The 14,488-nt window shown below is 69.7% G+C and carries 11 protein-coding genes and 2 pseudogenes; 7 read left to right on the top strand and 6 right to left on the bottom strand.

Annotated elements, in window-relative coordinates; translation table 11 throughout:
- Positions 1 to 5 precede the first annotated feature (5 nt).
- Positions 6 to 986, bottom strand: a complete 981-nt coding sequence (locus DTB53_RS35585; RefSeq protein ID WP_042497873.1) for a helix-turn-helix transcriptional regulator — start codon at positions 984 to 986, stop codon at positions 6 to 8.
- Between the two features lie 116 nt (positions 987 to 1,102).
- Here DTB53_RS35585 and DTB53_RS35580 point away from each other — a divergent pair, with 116 nt between their 5' ends.
- A complete protein-coding gene (locus DTB53_RS35580) occupies positions 1,103 to 2,044 on the top strand; it encodes an alpha/beta fold hydrolase (RefSeq protein ID WP_012382349.1) in 942 nt (313 codons plus the stop codon).
- Between the two features lie 253 nt (positions 2,045 to 2,297).
- Positions 2,298 to 2,501 (top strand): annotated as a pseudogene (locus DTB53_RS37795) (IS5/IS1182 family transposase); the annotation flags it as partial.
- A gap of 59 nt (positions 2,502 to 2,560) precedes the next feature.
- Here DTB53_RS37795 and DTB53_RS35575 read toward each other — a convergent pair.
- Positions 2,561 to 3,376 carry a DUF3592 domain-containing protein gene (locus tag DTB53_RS35575; RefSeq protein ID WP_236586261.1) on the bottom strand — a complete coding sequence of 272 codons (816 nt, stop codon included), beginning with the start codon at positions 3,374 to 3,376 and terminating at the stop codon, positions 2,561 to 2,563.
- A gap of 101 nt (positions 3,377 to 3,477) precedes the next feature.
- Here DTB53_RS35575 and DTB53_RS37790 point away from each other — a divergent pair.
- Positions 3,478 to 3,720 (top strand): annotated as a pseudogene (locus DTB53_RS37790) (NF041680 family putative transposase); the annotation flags it as partial.
- A gap of 41 nt (positions 3,721 to 3,761) precedes the next feature.
- Here DTB53_RS37790 and DTB53_RS35565 read toward each other — a convergent pair.
- Positions 3,762 to 4,577 carry a hypothetical protein gene (locus DTB53_RS35565; protein WP_236586260.1) on the bottom strand — a complete coding sequence of 272 codons (816 nt, stop codon included), beginning with the start codon at positions 4,575 to 4,577 and terminating at the stop codon, positions 3,762 to 3,764.
- A 409-nt stretch (positions 4,578 to 4,986) separates the two neighbouring features.
- Between DTB53_RS35565 and DTB53_RS35560 the strand changes: the two genes are divergently transcribed.
- Positions 4,987 to 5,814, top strand: coding sequence for a phosphotransferase enzyme family protein (locus tag DTB53_RS35560; RefSeq protein WP_012382345.1), 828 nt, complete (start codon positions 4,987 to 4,989; stop codon positions 5,812 to 5,814).
- 289 nt (positions 5,815 to 6,103) lie between these two features.
- Here DTB53_RS35560 and DTB53_RS35555 read toward each other — a convergent pair whose 3' ends face one another.
- Positions 6,104 to 6,679, bottom strand: a complete 576-nt coding sequence (locus tag DTB53_RS35555) for a hypothetical protein (protein ID WP_042497870.1) — start codon at positions 6,677 to 6,679, stop codon at positions 6,104 to 6,106.
- A gap of 406 nt (positions 6,680 to 7,085) precedes the next feature.
- Here DTB53_RS35555 and DTB53_RS35550 point away from each other — a divergent pair, with 406 nt between their 5' ends.
- Positions 7,086 to 7,676 (top strand): TetR/AcrR family transcriptional regulator, encoded by a 591-nt coding sequence (locus DTB53_RS35550; protein WP_012382343.1) that lies wholly within the window; start codon positions 7,086 to 7,088, stop codon positions 7,674 to 7,676.
- Positions 7,677 to 7,689: 13 nt separating this feature from the next.
- Here the strand turns inward: DTB53_RS35550 and DTB53_RS35545 are convergent, their stop codons facing one another.
- Positions 7,690 to 8,709, bottom strand: coding sequence for an SMP-30/gluconolactonase/LRE family protein (locus DTB53_RS35545; protein WP_012382342.1), 1,020 nt, complete (start codon positions 8,707 to 8,709; stop codon positions 7,690 to 7,692).
- A gap of 222 nt (positions 8,710 to 8,931) precedes the next feature.
- On the opposite strand from DTB53_RS35545, the gene DTB53_RS35540 reads away from it, so the two are divergent.
- Positions 8,932 to 10,740, top strand: coding sequence for a flavin-containing monooxygenase (locus DTB53_RS35540; protein WP_012382341.1), 1,809 nt, complete (start codon positions 8,932 to 8,934; stop codon positions 10,738 to 10,740).
- Positions 10,741 to 10,825: 85 nt separating this feature from the next.
- A complete protein-coding gene (locus DTB53_RS35535) occupies positions 10,826 to 11,614 on the top strand; it encodes an SDR family NAD(P)-dependent oxidoreductase (RefSeq protein ID WP_012382340.1) in 789 nt (262 codons plus the stop codon).
- 52 nt (positions 11,615 to 11,666) lie between these two features.
- Here the strand turns inward: DTB53_RS35535 and rph are convergent, their stop codons facing one another.
- Entirely contained in the window at positions 11,667 to 14,327 is a 2,661-nt protein-coding gene (gene rph, locus DTB53_RS35530; protein ID WP_012382339.1) for a rifamycin-inactivating phosphotransferase, read from the bottom strand.
- Between the last annotated feature and the right edge of the window lie 161 nt (positions 14,328 to 14,488).

Raw genomic sequence — 14,488 nt, 5'->3', positions numbered from 1 at the left:
CCGCTTCAAGAAGAGTGAAGACCTCCGCCGGTGCGTGGCCGGCCGTATCGTTCGACGAGGGCATTGCCGATCGAGGCCATGCGGTGCCGGACACCCGGAGGGGCGGTCACCTCGACCCATTCCACCAGCCCGGAGAGCTCGCCGGCGAGGATGTACTCGTTGGGGCCGCGGATCACGACCGCGACGCGGCCGTCGGTCGTGGGACCTCCCACGTCGAGTCGGTCGCCGAGCGCCATCCGGAGTACGCCTATCCCCTCGGGTGTGCATACCGCCGAGACCTCCAGCGGCGTTCGTTTGCGATCGACCTCCTCGGCGATCTCGTTCCAGCTCTCGGCAAGGTCGAAGTCCCCGGGGCGTTGCACAGGGTTTTCGGTCGGGTCGGCGGACGACACACGGTCGATCCGGAAGACCCGCCGGCCGGTCTCGGTGTTCGAGACGAGGTACCACACAGGGCCTTTGGCGACGATGCCCAGCGGGTGGACCGTTCTCCGGGTTTCGACGCCTTTGCCGTCGACGTAGCCGAGCGATACCTGGACGCCCCGGATCACGGCGTCCTGGAGTTCGTCGAGGAAGCGAGGCGGCCGGGGCTCGATCCGGCTCGCTCCCCATCGCTGAGGGTCTACGACCAGGGACGACGCTGCTGCCTCGGCCTCCATCTGGAAGGGCTTCGGTAGAGCGTGGACGAGCTTGCGCAGAGCCGCCTTCATCGCCGGGGTCGCACCCGAGGCCGGACCGACGGCCAGGAACAGGGCGCGGGCCTCACTGGCGGTCAACCCGGACAGGTCGGTACGGGCTCCGCCCACGAGGCGCCAGCCGCCGCCTCGGCCCCGCACGGAGTACACGGGCACCCCGGCCATGGCCAGGGCTTCGAGGTCCCGGCGGGCGGTGCGCTCGGAGACGTCCAGCTCTCGGGAGACCTCTGCGGCTGTCACCTGCTCGCGCCGTTGGAGCAGGAGGAGCACGGCCACCAGCCGATCGAATCGCATACGGACCAAATTCTCATGGAAAGCGGTCATGCGGTGACCGCTTTGAGTAGCAGCCTGGCGTCATGACCTCGTCGAGGAGGTCGCCCACCGGCTGACGGCCCCAGAGAGGAAATGCAGTGACCAACCGAGCAGACTTCCCCGAGCCCACCCTTGTTCAGGTCAATGGCGTGGAGCTCGAAGTCTTTGAAGCAGGCCGAGAAAACATGGGCAAGCCCATCGTGCTCTGCCACGGCTGGCCGGAGCACGCCATCACCTGGCGTCGCCAGATGTCCGTCCTCGCCGCGACCGGCTACCACGTCATCGCACCGAACCAGCGGGGATACGGCAACTCATCCCGCCCGACCGAGGTGACCGACTACGACATCGCACACCTGACGGGCGACCTCGTCGCGCTCCTGGACCACTACGGCTACGAGGACGCCGTCTTCGTCGGTCACGACTGGGGGGCGTTCGTCGTCTGGAGCCTGGCCCAGTTGCACCCCGACCGGGTGAACAAGCTGATCAACCTGAGCCTGCCCTACATGGAACGCGGTGAGAAACCGTGGATCGAGGTCATGGAAACCCTCCTCGGCGACGACTTCTACTTCGTCCACTTCAACCGACAGCCGGGCGTCGCGGACGCCGTGCTCGATGCCAACACCTCCCGGTTCATCCGCAATCTCTACCGGAAGAACGTGCCCCCCACACCCCCTGAGCCGGGCATGGCATTCATCAACCTCGCCGAGGCGGAGACGCCACTCGGCGACCCGGCCATGACCGAGAGCGACCTGGCCGTCATCATCTCCGCGTTCGAGACGTCGGGATTCACCGGCGGCATCAACTGGTACAGGAACCTCGACCGCAACTGGCACCTACTGGCGGACGCGGAACCGATGATCAAGCAGCCGGCCCTCATGATCTACGGGGACCGGGATCTTTCCATCCCGAGGTTCGAAAGACTGGCGGAGTTCGTGCCCAACGTGGAGGTGGTCGGCCTGGACTGCGGGCACTGGATCCAGGGAGAAATGCCCGAAGAAACCAACCGCGTGATTTCAGAATGGCTGGATCGGCAGGACTAGGATTATTTCGCGATTCCGGGTGGAGCAGCGCACGGCGTCAGACGTGGCGCATCGCACGTCGGAGACGCACCCGCATACTGGATGCATTAGGGCGTCTCGGCGATGCGGCTAGGGCCGTATCTTTCGCCGTGCGCCCGCCCGGAATCGCGGGGCACCCCTGAGAGATCGCAACACGATCTTGTTGAAACGGCCTGGTGGGCCGTGACCGGTGGGATGATTCGGCCGTTCGTGAGGTGTGGGTAGTCGACCGTGGATCGCGGACGATGAGTTGTGGGCTCTGATCGAACCGTTGCCGCCTCCGTGGCCGGAGCGTTTGCCCGGGCCGCGGCCGGTGTCGGACCGGTGGCAGAAGGCAGGGGGCTTCGACCGGCTGCACCAGGTCCTGCTCGCCGACCTGAACGCGGACGGCGAACTCGACTGGTCACGTACGTGCGTGGGTGGCTCCCGCATCCGCGCGAAAGAGCAGTCCTGAGCGGTGGAACCAGCTCAAGACGCGCCCGGCACGCGCGTACCGAGTCAGCGACGCAACGCGAGGAAGATCTGGTACCCGGTGAATCCAAGCCCGCCGCAGGCCATACCCAGGCCCACGACTGCCATCAGGGCCATCATGACCTGGCCGTACAGAGACTGGCGGGCGGAGGCGCGGCTGGGGTTGCAGGGGTCGTAGCTGAGCTCCAGTTGCTGCCCGCCGGTCGACTCCCGGTAGAAGTGCAGCTCGCCGTCCTGGTCCACATACCGGTACACCTTGGTCTTGTCGGTGTAGTGGTCGAGTTCTGCCATCACCGTGATGCCGTGCTTGGGGAGGCGCAGCGCGTCGTACAGGCCTCGTCCCAGCGTCAGAGCCATGAATGCTCCCGCGCACGCGAAGATCTGAAGGAACGGCAGCGCGATCGCCCACGCCGGCTCGCGGAGCACCGCCACTGTCACATCGATCACCGCGAAGACCGCGATCACGGCGACAACAAGATTGCGCTTCGAGGGCCTTGGGGGGTGTCCGGCGGGCACTTCGGTGATCAGTTCTTCGCCGTCGACGCGCGGTCCTTCGGCCGCTCCCTCGGGCAGACGGGCCTCCAGGGCGGCAACGAACGCGGTCACGGCAGCGGCGCCGGCATCGTGAACCGCGTACACGGCAGGAGGGCGGTCGGCCTCCGCAGTCGTCAGTACGACCTCGAATGAGCGGTCGAGGCCGCGGGCCGTTTCAATGGCGTCCAGCGGAATCCGTGTCACGCGCCCGCCCTGTTCCCATTGCACGTAGTCGAGCCCGTCCTCGAAGCGAGCGGTGGCACTGCTGCCGCGCAGCACGAGGGAGGGGAGGGCAGGCGTCGTCGTCATGTGCATATGACGGCTGAGATCAACGAAGGGTTGCCCACCGTCGTGGCAGGCGCACGCCATAGCCTTGGGAGAAGACACCGGTCGACCTCACGCTGACCACCGACCTTCGTCATCCGTGGGCGAAGCCGGCCGAGCCTGGCCGGCTCGCCCCGGCCCGGGTCCGCCGGGCGTTCAGGAACCTCCGCCCGAACATGTCTCGTCCGGCCTGTGCGCCGAAACCCAACCGGCCCGGCCCGGCCGCCCTTCCGGCCCGAAGAACCGGCATCCCGCCGCCCGCTACGACGTGGGCAAAACCCGTCTAACGCCCCGCGACCGTCATCGAACGTGACCGAGCCAGACCCTGACGAGGTCGCGGCAGACCCTGATGCTGCTTCACCCCCGGCGGTCAGGTCGCGGTGGGGATGTAGCGCACTGCTGCGACCTGGGCCATAGTCCGAAGTTTCGTGAAGTAGGAGGCGCAGTAATCTTCGTTGATCAGGGGAACGATCTTGTCGAGGTCGGCGATGCAGCCCCAGAGGTAGGCGATGCCACCGTCGTCGAGTCCGATCTTCAGTTCCCTCTGCACGAGGCCGGCCACGTCGGCGTCCAGGAGGACCAGGTCTACGCCGTCGAGGTCCACTCCGCGGAAGCCGTCGGGGAACGGGGCACGCAGGTGGTCCTCCCACAGTTGGGCGAGGCCGCCTTCGGGCTGTGCTGCGCCCACGTCGGCGGCTGTCGCCTCTGGCGCAGACGGCGGGCGAAGAAGCAGGGAGATGGCATCGAAGACGGCACGCACCATCGCGACGGCCCGGAGTGGGCGGAGGGCGGCACTTGACTCGGCGCCCTGCGTGAGCTTGTCGCGCAGCAGTCGGCTGCGGTCGAGTTCGGCGGCGAGTCCGGCTGTGATGAGCCCCGCGTCGGTGGCCCGCCCGATCAGGTCGTGGAGCGGCTCATTCATGGCCAGGCGCTCGGCCAGGGCGTGCTCCAGGGCGAACAGGGAATGCGTGACGGCGACGGTGGCAAACTCGTACCGGTAGTAGGAGTGCCGGATGAGCTCGCGGGAGGTTTCCATCGCGCTCATGACGTACATCGAGGCGTTGCCTGGCAGAACCAGGTCGGCGACCAGGGCGTGCATGTCCGCATAGTCGAGAACGAGGTCGCGGGTGCGCGTATCCCGTACCGGCAGGAGGGGCAGGTCGGGCGGCGGTGGCAGCGTGTTCACCGGCGCAGTCTTGTCGCCGGAAGGCTGTCGGCGCCATCGGTTTTGCTCGGGGCGGTTGGTGCCCTGCCGCATGTCGCCACTGGCCCGGTCCGGCCTGGGAGAACAAGTTCAGTGGCTCGCGATCGGGTTCGTGTCCGCTGAACGCCGATCTCCCGCATCGCACCGATGGCGGCCGGACATGGGCGGCGGGCCGGGTCGCGCGGACTCCTCGTCAGGGCCTCACGGTCATCTGGCCGGGGTTTTCCAAGCTCGCTCTGGGCTCGTATCCGGTGAGCGGGTAGCCGGAGCGGACCAGGTGCCTGCCTCCGCCACCGGCCGCATCTCTCATCTTGTTCTTCAGCTTCCGCCGCTACGCTGACGCTTCCCTTATCGGGATGACCACGACGAGCCGACCCGACACACTGGTTCGATGCGGCACGATGATGAACAGCCTTTGTCCGGTGGCAACGTGAGTGAGGGTGTCGTCCGCGTCGGGGACACCGTTCGCCGTCCGGCCGGACCATGGACTCCCGCTGTGCATGCTCTGCTCGCCCACCTGCACGGGGCGGGATTCGGCGCGGCACCTCGCCCGCTCGGCATCGATGATCAAGGGCGTGAAGTCCTGACCTTCATGCCGGGAGACGTGGTCTGGCCCGACCGGTTCTCGCTGATGGACCCCGCTCGACAACTGGCTCGCGTCGCACGGCTGATCCGGGACTTCCACGATGCCGTGCAGGACTTCATGCCGCCCTCCGATGCGCGGTGGCAGACGCCGATCCCCGCTGAGGGCAGCGACATCATCGCCCACAACGACCTGGCCCCCTGGAACCTCGTGGTCGCGGATGAGAAGCGGTGGGCCTTCATCGACTGGGACGGTGCGGGTCCCGGCTCGCGGCTGTGGGATGTCGCATACGCCGTTCACGGCTTCATCCCGCTGTCCGCGCATCCGGACTGGCAGCGCTCTGACGCGGCGAACCGACTGCGGGTCTTCGCAGACGCCTACGGTCTGGACGAGTGCGAACGTCGTCGGTTGGTCCCGCTGTTGGGGCGCCGTACACGTTCCATGCACGACTTCCTACGAGACCAGGCAGCCCAAGGCGTCCAGCCCTGGGAAAGACTGTGGGCCGAAGGCCACGGTGACGCCTGGCGAAACGACGCCGAATACATCGAGCAGCACGAAGACCTCTGGATGCACGCCCTGCTCGCGGGGTTAGCCTGTGTGGCCGGACGGTTGGCACAACCACCCGAGCCGCGGTGAACAGGTTGGGGAGACCATGCGGGCCGGCCCCCGTTACGGGGGCCGGCCCGCATGGTCTCCCCGACCGTCCCCGTAAGAGCGGAAGTCCACCAGATGCTCGGCCCACTCTGCCTCTGCCTCTGCCTCGCGAACCGTCGATAGGTCCTGTCATCACACTGCCGTCGTCGCCCGAAGGGCGGCCCTGCGGGGTCCGGTGCGTGCTCTCGGTGTGCCGGGTGCTTCCTCGTACGGGACGTACTCGGCCCTGTGCACGGCCCCACGGGGCAGGCGGCAGTTTGACGACAGGGCCTTAGGAGTCGGCCGGGGCGGCGGACGCCGAGGCGGGGCTGTAGAAGACCGAACGCCCCTGCTTGGAACGCTCCAGCACTCCCTGCGCGACACCCTGCTCCAGCGTGTTGCGCACCACCGGCACCTGAACCGTACGTTCCGGATGAGCCTCGGTGAGCGCCGCCGCGATTTCCGCCGCTGACCTGGGCTCGCCCTGCCCTCCCAGGTAAGCGGTGGTCAGCTCCAGCCACGTGGGCTCTCCCGCCTTCTTGGGCGTGGCCGCCTTCTTGGAACTCTTGCCCTTGGTGGTTGCGGTCGCCTTACCCGCTGCCGTCCTGCCCTGGGAACGCCGGGCCCCGGGGACCACGGATCCCTTTGCGCCCTTCCTCTGCTTGGCCGAGGGCTTGGGCAGGCCGCCGAGCACTTCCTGCATCTTCGTCAGGACCTGTTCGCTGTCCTCAAGGCGGACGAGCTCGTCCTGCAGGCGTGTGAGTTCGGTGCGCACACGCTCCTGCTCGCTCCGGGTCGCCGAGAGATCATCGGCGACCCGCTGGGCATAGTCTGCCGTGACGCTCGGAGTGGGAAGGTTTCCTGACATGTGGTCCTCGGCTTTCGACGTGGGTGTAGCGACGATGGTACCCACCCGAATCAAGCCAAGCCGCCGGTGTGCCAACTGACATGGGTGGCCGTCCGAGTCACTCCCCCGCCGGTCGTGGGACGTGTATGCACGCGTCATGTGCGTTCGCCCCGGTCGAGGGTGGCCGGATTTTGGGGCTGTGAGCCCTGAACCGAACGTATCCGGTCGGTGCCCGCGAGCCCGGTGTCGTTCTCGGTCCGCTGCCCGTGGTCGATCAGCCGTGCGACGGGGCGCGGGCCATCCGCCGGGTCGACTCCTCGCCGTTGCGGCAGCGGGCACTCCCGTGGGCGGCCAGCAGGTCCCTCTCCTCGTGGGCCCCGGAATGAGGGGAGGTGAGGGGCGACCGCCCGGCCGGTACGCTGCCGGGGTGACGGAGCACATCGAGCAGGACGGGCGGCGGCCGGCGAACGACGGGCCGAAGGCCGCCGCCCGTAACCGGGCCGCTCTGGTCACGGCCGCCCGGGAGGTGTTCGCCGAGCACGGCCTGGAGGCGCCGCTCTCCGCGATCGCGCGCAGGGCCGGGGTCGGTCAGGGCGTTCTCTACCGGCACTTCCCCGACCGGAGCGCCGCGGTGTCAGCGGTCCTGGAGGAGAACGTGCGGCAGGTCGAGCAGGCCGCTGCCGACGAGGACGCCACCTTCGACTCCGTGCTCGGTGTACTGACATGGCACCTCGCCGAATCGGCGGCCTTCATCGGTCTTCTGCACGCCGACCGGGCGGGCGGTCGCTCGGGCATCCGCGCGCACGCCCTTGCCCTGTCCGAGCGGGTGGAGTGTGCTCTGCGCACACACCTCCCGCCCGGTCATCGGCTGAGTGCGGGGGACGACCTGGTGCTCTCGGTCGCCATGGTCTCCGCCGCCGTCATCGGCCCCACGCGCGAGGAGCGCGAGCACCGGGCGCTGGCCGCCTGGCGGTTGCTCGGCGTCGAGGTGGGGCCGGTGCGGGCCTTCGGCGGTTGAGCCGCGGTCCGCGTCAGCCGCCGTTGGACTGCCGTACGCCTTCCGCCAGGGCGTCGAAGGCGTACAGGTAGCCTCCGGCGGGGCCGCTGACGGTCATGTACGCCCGGGTACCGCCGGGTGTGACGGCCACGTTCGTCGCCGACTCCAGGCCTTCGGCCCGCGAGGGGAGCTCCACCGTCGCCAACCGCTCGCCGTGCCGGTCGTACACGGCCATGGCGGCCCGGCCGTGCAGCCCCTGGTACAGGTTGCCGTCCGCGTCCACGGCGATCGAGTCGCTCTGGGCGAGTCCGCCGTCGACGCGGATGGCGGTGTGCCGGGACGTCACCCCGCCCTTCTCGTCGAGGCGCAGATAGGAGATCCGGTTCTCGGTGAGCTCGCTGAACCACAGCCCCCGGTAGTCCGCGTCGAACGAGATCCCGTTCGGCGCGGCCAGGTCCTCGGCCAGAACGGTGGCCCCGCCGCCCTCCCGGCCGATCCGCACCACGCGCCCGTGGGGCTTGCCCTCGGACAGGCCACGTGAGTCGCTGACGTACAGGTTGCCCTCCGGGTCGAAGGCGATGTCGTCGGGGTTCATACGCGCTCCGGCGACCTCGCCGGAGAAGAAGGTCCGAGGGTCGCTCCCGTCGGGGGCCAGGCTCACGATCTCGCCGTGCGCGAAGTCGCTGAGGTAGAGCCGTCCGTCGTACGGGCTGAACTGGGCCGAGGTGTAGGCCCCTCTGTCGTCGGTGTGGACCGCCCGGGACGTCTTCTTCGCGACATCGACGCGCATGACCTTGGGTTTGCCCGCGGGCGCCGTGACGTCGACGACGATCAGGCCTCCGTCGTCCGCGAACACAGGGCCCTCCAGCAAGGTCATTCCGGTCTCGGCGTGCACCTGGGTCAGTCGCATGACCTTCTGTGCCCGGATGGTCCTGCCCTCGGAGCCCGGGGCCGTCCCACTCTCGGAACCGCCTTGCTCCGTACCGCATCCGGTGAGGATCAGCGCGCCGACAGCGGCCAGCGCGGAAAGGGTTCGGGGTGAAAGTCGCCTCATGGGGGATCGGTCTTCCTGTCGGTGTCCTGTGGGCCTGTGGGCGTGTTTCGAGGTGGTGGGGGGGGCGGGGGTCGGGGCGACCCGGGCAGTGGGCGGGGGTGCTTGGCCGAATGTCGCTGTTCCTCCCCGCCTCCAACCGGACACTATTGTCCGGTAGTTGTTACCGTAGCGGACGGCCGCCCGACCGGGGCCGCCCACCACCATCCGGATCGAGGCCCCCACATGACGACTCCTCAACCCCCGGTTCCGCACGAGCTCGCCGCGCTGAGGCGCCGCTACCGGATCGAGCGCGAGCGGCGGGTGCGCCCCGACGGAGCCGCCCAGTACCGCGACGCCGACGCCGAGTTCGGGTACTACGCGGCGGACCCCTACACGCAGGGGCCGGTCGTGCGCGACGCTCTCCACGACACCGTGGACGTCGCCGTCATCGGCGGCGGGTTCGGCGGCATCCTCACCGGGGCGCGGCTGCGGCAGCAGGGCGTCGAGCGCGTCCGGATCATCGAGAAGGGCGGGGATTTCGGGGGCACCTGGTATTGGAATCGCTATCCGGGCGTCCACTGCGACGTCGAGTCGCACGTCTACCTGCCGATGCTCGACGAGACCGGGTACGTCCCGGAGTGGAAGTACGCGCCCGGTGACGAGATCCGCCGTCACGCGGTGCGGATCGCGCAGAAGTTCGACCTGTACGCGGATGCGTTGTTCTCCACCGGGGTCACCTCTCTGACCTGGGACGAGGCTTCCGAGACGTGGATGGTGGCCACGGACCGCGGCGACACCGTCCGGGCCACGTACGTCGTCAACGCCACCGGCACCCTCACCGACCCGAAGCTGCCCGGGATCCCCGGGATCGAGGACTTCGCCGGCCACACGTTCCACACCTCGCGGTGGGACTACGCGTACACCGGCGGCACCGCACGGGGCGGCATGACCGGACTCGCCGACAAGCGGGTGGGCATCGTCGGCACCGGGGCCACCGGCATCCAGGTCATCCCGATGCTGGCCGAGGACGCGGCGCACCTCTACGTCTTCCAGCGCACCCCCTCCACCGTGGACCTGCGCGGCAACCGCCGCACCACGGCCCGGGACGTGGGCGCCGACCGCGAGCACTGGGCCCGGGAGCGGCGGGAGAACTACCTGCGCATCGTCTCCGGCGAGAGCGCCGACGAGGACCTGGTGGCGGACCGGTGGACCGCGTCGGCGGGCCTGCTGGAGAAGCTCCTGCCGAGCTTCCGGCGGCAGGGTGACCGGCAGGACTTCGAAGCCGCCTACGAGGCCGCCGACGCCGCCAAGATGAACGAACTCCGTGCCCGCGTGGATCAGACGGTCACGGATCCGCGGACGGCGGAGAAGCTCAAGCCCTGGTACCGCTACGCCTGCAAGCGCCCCACCTTCTCCGACCTGTACTACCCGGCGTTCAACCGCGACAACGTCACTCTCGTCGACACCGCGGACACCCACGGCATCGAACGCGTCACCGAGCACGGCGTCACGGTCGCCGGCACCACGTACGAACTCGACTGCCTGATCTTCGCCACCGGGTTCAACGTCGGAACCTCCGGCATCCACTCCGGCAAGCTCCCCGTCCACGGCCGTGGCGGCGTCCAACTGCTGCACAGGTGGGCGCGGCAGGGACCGCGCACGCTCCACGGTTTCACGAGCAACGGCTTCCCCAACCTGCTGCAGATGGGGCCCCTGCAGAACGCCAGCAGCGTCAACTTCACGCACATCCTGGACGAGCAGGCTGTCCACGTCGCCGCCCTCGTCGCGGCCGCGGAAGCCGGCGGCGCCCTCATCGAGCCCTCGCCCGAGACCGAGGAGGCGTGGATCGCCGTCCTGGCCGAGGGCGCGCCCGACCACGCGTGGTTCCACGCCGAGTGCACCCCCGGCTACTACAACCGTGAAGGACGCGGCCGGCCCAACGGTCCCCTCGCCTATCCGCACGGAGCCGTCGCCTTTCACGAACTGCTGGGGCGCTGGCGCGAGGAGTCCATGGGGGAAGTCCTCCGTAGCAGGACCGTCCGCCTCGTCTGACGCGCCCGACTCGGCTCGGCACGCCCGGTCCTCGTCCCCCTCACGTCTCAGCCCTCAGCTCTCGCATTGTTGGAAGGACCGAGCCATGAACACACCCGTATCCGAGCCGGACAGCGCCTCTCGGCCGCGGCGGAGCGTGATCGTCACCGGGGCCGCGTCCGGCATCGGCCGGGCCTCTGCTCTGGCCTTCGTCGCTCAGGGGGACCGCGTCCTGGCGGCCGACCTCGACGCGGCGGGTGTGGAGGAGACCGTACGGGAGGCCACGGCCACCGGGGGCACCGCCCTGGCGGCCGTCGGGGATCTGACCGATCAACGGGTGGTCGACTCCGTGGTGGCCCGCGCGGTGGCGGAGTTCGGCGGGGTCGACGTCCTGGTCAACAACGCGGGGATCATGGACCGCATGTCGGCGGCGCACGAGACCGACGACGCCGAGTGGGACCGGGTGTTGCGCGTCGACCTCACGGCCCCCTTCCTCCTCACCCGCGCGGTACTCCCCCACATGCTGGCCGCCGGCGCCGGCTGCCTGGTCTTCACCGGCTCCGAGGCCGGCCTGCGCGGCGGCGGCGCCGGGGCCGCGTACACCGCCGCCAAGCACGGGATCACCGGGCTGGTGAAGAACCTGGCGGTGATGTACCGCGGGCGGGGCATCCGGGCCAACGTGATCGCGCCCGGCCCCACCGCGACCGGCATCGGTGTCGACAGCCGACCCGACGCGCACGGCCCCGCCGTCCTCAGGAGCCTCATCGGCGCGAACATCGGCCGCGTCGGCTCGGCGGACGAACAGGCCGCCGCCATCGTCTGGCTCGCGTCCGACGCGGCGTCCTTCGTCAACGGCGCCGTCCTGCCCGTGGACGACGGCTGGTCGGCCGTCTGACGCGACCGGGCCGCACCGACGCGTCACGGGCGTGCCGCGTCGGTGCGGGCGGTCAGGGCAGGAGTTCCACGTACCCGTCGGTACCGTGGACGCGGATGCGCTGTCCGTCCCGGATGATCCGGGTGGCGCGATCCACGCCCACGACGGCGGGCAGGCCGTACTCCCGGGCGATCACGGCCCCGTGGGTCATCAGGCCGCCGACCTCCGTCACCAGGCCCGCGATCCCGACGAACAGCGGCGACCAGCTGGGGTCCGTGAAGGTCGTGACCAGGATGTCGCCCGCTTCGAGGTCGGCCTCCGCCATGTCGAGGATGACGCGGGCCCGTCCCTCCACGGTCCCGGCGGACACCGGCAGGCCGGTCAGCGCGCCGTCCGGCACGTCGTCGCGCCGGTACGCGCCGGTGACGGCCTCACCGTCGGACGTGAGGACCCGGGGCGGGGTGAGCGCGTGGTACGACCGGAACGCCTCCTTGCGGCGCTGGATGAGCCGCTCGTCCACCCGGTTGGACCGCACGGCCTCGTGGAGTTCCCGGAACGTCAGGTAGAAGGCGTCCTCCTTCTCGGGAAGCACCTCGTCCCGGACGAGGCGTTCGGCCTCCGCCAGCAGGGCGCGCTTGTAGACGAGGTAGCGGCTGACGATGCCGTACTTCGGGTACTCCCGGTATCCGATGAAGGTCCTGACCCGGTCGATCATCCGCTGGGTCTCTTCGGCCTTCCGGTGCCCGTCCGGCAGGGCCCGCAGCCGTGACAGGACGTCCTGTTCCTTCCACCGGGCCTTCCGGCGCCCCTCTTCGAAGCGCTGCTGCGCGGCGCCCGGCCCGAAGTTCCGCACATGGTCGAGGATCACGGGAACGAGCGCGGTGGGGCGCTCGCACCATCGCGGCCTGGTGATGTCGATCTCGCCGACGCAGCGCATACCGTACCGGTCGAGGTACGCCTCGATGGCGTCCCGTGCCTCGCCCCCGCCCTCGGTCCTCGCGAGCTCGTCCAGGAAGGTGGCGTCCTCGAGCTGCTCGGCGTCCCGCAGGAAGGCCAGCACCTGCGGCAGCGGGCGGATCACGTCCGCGACGTCGAGCAGCGCCAGTCCCATCTCCGACGTGATGTTGTCCGGGGCCGACAGCGTCAGCGTGTCGGCGACGTTCTTCTCGCCCAGCCACTCCAGCAGTCTCTCGTTGAGCCACCAGGTGGCGTCCATTCCCGCCATGAGGGCCCGCATGCTCAGGGGGTCGGCCAGCACCCGCTTGTGCTCCTCGAAGGCTTCCAGCAGGAAGTCGAACAGTGCCGGACCCTTCTGCGTCCGGATGTCTCGTTCCAGGGCGGCGATGGAGGCCCGGCTGCGCTCGATCAGTCGGGTGACGACGGCCGGATCGGTCTCGATCGGGGCGGGCGCGCCGGTGGACGGCGGTGCGGCGGGGGTCGTGTCCGGGAGCGGGAGGACGAAGCCGTCACGGTCGAGGACGGTCTCCAGGGCGTCCCTGACCAGCGGATCGCCCTTCCCCACGACGTCCAGGAGGGTGTCGCGGCTCGTGGGCGACGCCAGGCGCGGGGTGACGTCGACGAACAGCCGCCCGCCGGCCTCGTGCATCGGCACCATGGCGGTCAGCTGCCACATGGAGTACCCGAGGGGCTTCATGGGGTCGGTCATCATCTGCTGGTGGCCGACGGAGACGTAAACGCGATTCCCCCCTGTGGTCCTCCCGTCGTGCCCCTCGGCGTCCTCCCCGGCCTTCCCCTCGTCGCCGTCCTCGATGACGGGGAGGGGGAAGAGGGTGGTGATCGGCCTGCTCTGCACGATCCGGAAGCCGTCGTCGACGAGGCACCATTCGATGTCCTGCGGGCGGCCGAAGTGCGCTTCGACGCGACGGCCGAGCCCCACGAGGCGGACGGCCTGCTCGTCCGTCAGCGCCGGGCGCTCCCGCTGCCGCGGATCGACCGTCACTTCCCGCGTGCCGCCGTCGGGCAGGGCGTGAACGGCGCGCTCCTTGGCGGCGATGGTCCTGGTGACGACTGCGCCGTCCCGGACCGTGAAGACGTCCGGGTTCACGAGGCCGGAGACCAGGGCCTCGCCGAGGCCGAAGCCGGCGTCCACGGTGGCGGTCTTCCGGTTGCCGGTGACGGGGTCGGCCGTGAAGAGGATGCCGGACGCCTGCGGGAAGACCATCCGCTGCACGACCACGGCCATGTGGACCGTACGGTGGTCGATGCCGTTGCGCTGGCGGTAGACGACGGCCCGTTCGGTGAACGTCGAGGCCCAGCACCGCCTGATGTGCTGGATGACCGCGGCAGGCCCGAGGACGTTCAGGTACGTGTCCTGCTGGCCGGCGAAGGAGGCCGTCGGCAGGTCCTCCGCCGTCGCGCTGGACCGGACGGCGTACGGGGCGTCCTCGCAGAAACGGTCGAGCGAGCCGGTGATCGCCGCGGCGATGTCGCCCGGGACGGCGATCCCTTCGATGCCGGCCCGGATCCGCCCGCTGAGCGTGCGGATCGCCTCCCGGTCCTCCGGGTTCAGCCGCGCCAGCTCATCGAGCCGTTCGTCGATCGACGGCACCTCCGCCAGGGCCCGCCGGAAGGCCTCCGTCGTCACGCAGAAGCCGTCCGGCACGCGGATGCCGTCGATCCGCGTCAGCCCGCCGAGGTGCGCTCCCTTGCCGCCCACGGTCGCGACGCGCGTCTCGTCGACCTCGCCGAGGTCCACCACATACGGGTCCGTCATCGCGACACCTCCACGGCAGTCGTGTTCCCTCGCATCGCGGCAGCCGATCGTGTCACCGGGGCCCGGCGCCCCGTCGAACCTCTTGTCGGGCACGTGCTCATTCCTGGTTGTCTTCCCTCGGACGAAGAGACCGGCGGATCCTTCCGGCCGGTCGGCGCAGG

It is taken from the genome of Streptomyces griseus (assembly GCF_900460065.1).
Taxonomy (GTDB): Bacteria; Actinomycetota; Actinomycetes; order Streptomycetales; family Streptomycetaceae; genus Streptomyces; species Streptomyces griseus.
This window is presented reverse-complemented; position numbering and strand designations above follow the sequence as displayed.

What these genes read in the sequence shown, in the direction of transcription:
- DTB53_RS35585 (WP_042497873.1), bottom strand. Translation starts at nt 986, where the DNA reads ATGCGATTCGATCGGCTGGTGGCCGTGCTCCTCCTGCTCCAACGGCGC.
- rph (WP_012382339.1), bottom strand. Translation starts at nt 14,327, where the DNA reads ATGACGGACCCGTATGTGGTGGACCTCGGCGAGGTCGACGAGACGCGC.
- DTB53_RS35540 (WP_012382341.1), top strand. Translation starts at nt 8,932, where the DNA reads ATGACGACTCCTCAACCCCCGGTTCCGCACGAGCTCGCCGCGCTGAGG.
- DTB53_RS35535 (WP_012382340.1), top strand. Translation starts at nt 10,826, where the DNA reads ATGAACACACCCGTATCCGAGCCGGACAGCGCCTCTCGGCCGCGGCGG.
- DTB53_RS35575 (WP_236586261.1), bottom strand. Translation starts at nt 3,376, where the DNA reads ATGACGACGACGCCTGCCCTCCCCTCCCTCGTGCTGCGCGGCAGCAGT.
- DTB53_RS35545 (WP_012382342.1), bottom strand. Translation starts at nt 8,709, where the DNA reads ATGAGGCGACTTTCACCCCGAACCCTTTCCGCGCTGGCCGCTGTCGGC.
- DTB53_RS35560 (WP_012382345.1), top strand. Translation starts at nt 4,987, where the DNA reads ATGCGGCACGATGATGAACAGCCTTTGTCCGGTGGCAACGTGAGTGAG.
- DTB53_RS35555 (WP_042497870.1), bottom strand. Translation starts at nt 6,679, where the DNA reads ATGTCAGGAAACCTTCCCACTCCGAGCGTCACGGCAGACTATGCCCAG.